3 protein-coding genes are annotated in these 1,820 nt (G+C 71.8%); all 3 read left to right on the forward strand.

Annotation, left to right across the window (positions count from 1 at the left end; all coding sequences use genetic code 11):
- Nucleotides 1-192: hypothetical protein (locus tag FUT87_RS29400; RefSeq protein ID WP_186830750.1), on the forward strand; the 192-nt coding region annotated here is incomplete at its 5' end.
- Complete coding sequence (locus FUT87_RS24830) at nt 192-1,532, forward strand: diguanylate cyclase (protein WP_255512019.1); 1,341 nt, start codon at nt 192-194, stop codon at nt 1,530-1,532. The genes FUT87_RS29400 and FUT87_RS24830, both read left to right, overlap by 1 nt.
- Nucleotides 1,529-1,820, forward strand: a 292-nt coding sequence (locus tag FUT87_RS24835; RefSeq protein WP_147242728.1) for a hypothetical protein, incomplete at its 3' end; no start/stop codon positions are given. The genes FUT87_RS24830 and FUT87_RS24835, both read left to right, overlap by 4 nt.

Here is a 1,820-nt window from a genome sequence, read left to right on the forward strand (position 1 = left end):
GAGGTCGACGCGGCGGTCGAGAGCGGCCTGAAGGCGCTGGAGCAGGCGCGGGCGATGGGCTCGCGCTGGCGGGCCGCCACCAACGACGCCACGCTCGCCTTCAACTACTTCCGCAGCCAGCAGTTCGACCACGCGCTGCGTGCCGCGCGCGAGGCGCTCGAGACGGCGCAGCAGGACCCGGATCCGTGCTGATGTACTCGGTCTACACCATCCTGGGCATCGTCCACTCGCAGGACGAGGACCCGCGCCTGAGCCAGCAGGCCCGCGAGCAGGCGCTGCAGTACGCCCGCGAGGCGCAGGCGCCCGGCCTGCAGGCGCTGGCGCTGGGCAACCTGGCCGACTACGAGCTGCGCAGCGGCAACTACGCCCGCGCGCTGGAGCTGTCGACGCAGAGCCTGGCGCTGGCGCATGAGGACGGCGAGATCTCGACCGAGATCCTGGCGCGCCACAACATGGGCATCGCCAAGATCGGCTTGAAGCGGCTGGAAGACGGCAAGCGCGACGTGCTGCAGGCCATCACCATGGACGCGCAGCGCGAGGCCGGCAGCTACACCGCCGAGGCCTGGCTGGAGCTGGGCGGCTACCTGGAGAAGGTCGACGACCTGCCCGGCGCGGTCGACGCCTACCACCGCGCGCGCAAGGAGTTCGACGCGGTGCTGCGCGACGAGACCCGCAAGGCGGTGCTCGAGGCGCAGGCGCGCTTCGAGGACCAGCAGCGCCAGCGCGAGATCCGGCTGCTCAACCAGGACAACAGCCTCAAGGCCGAGCAGATCCGCACCCGCGACCTGCAGCTCAAGCTCTGGGCGGAGGTCGGCGGCTGCGTGCTGCTCTCGGGCGCCTTGCTGGCGCTGGCCTACCGGCGCATCCGCCGCACCAACGCCGCGCTCGCGCAGACCAACGAATCGCTGCGCGAGCAGAGCGAGCGCGACCCGCTGACCGGGCTGGCGAACCGGCGCCATTTCCAGCAGGCCATCGCGCAGCGCACGCGCGAAGGCGGCCTGCGCGGCAGCCTGTTCCTGATCGACATCGACCATTTCAAGCGCATCAACGACCAGTGGGGCCATGCGGCCGGCGACACCGTGCTGGTCGAGGTCGCGCGGCGCCTGAGCAGCGTGTTGCGCGAGCAGGACCTGGTCGTGCGCTGGGGCGGCGAGGAATTCCTGATCCTGGTGAACTCCGAGGCCACCGAGGATGCGCGCCAGCTCGGCCAGCGCCTGCTCGACCAGATCGGCGGGCAGCCGGTCGACCACGGGCCGCTGCGCATTCCGATCAGCGCGTCGATCGGCTTCGCCAGCTTCCCGATGGCGCCACAGGACCTGACGCTCGAATGGGAGCGGGCGATCGACCTGGTCGACACCGTGATGTACATGGCCAAGGCGCATGGTCGCAACAAGGCCTACGGCGTGGCGGCGATGCAGGCCCGTGACCGCGACCAGCTGCTGGCCCTGGCCGGCCGCATCGAGGCCGCCTGGCACCAGGGCCAGGTGCAGCTGGTCAGCCTGCTCGGCCCGGTGCAGGAGGGGCGCGCATGATCCGGCCGCTCGCTGCCGTCGTGAAGGCCACGCTGCTGGCCATGCTGCTGAGCGGCGCGGCCGCGTGGGCGGCGATCCCCGACCGCGCGCTGGACGCGCAGCTCGTGCAACTGGACCGCTACGGCTACAACGAGCCGGAGAAGGCCGCCCAGCAGCTGCGCGCGCTGGCGGTGGATCCGGCGCATGCCGGGCAACGCCTGCACCTCGACTACGCGCTCGGCCGCAACGCTGTCTACGCCGGGCATCCGGAGACGGTGCGGCGGATCGCGGCGGACCTGGAGCAGCGGC

The sequence above is a fragment of the Mitsuaria sp. TWR114 genome (genome assembly GCF_007997345.1).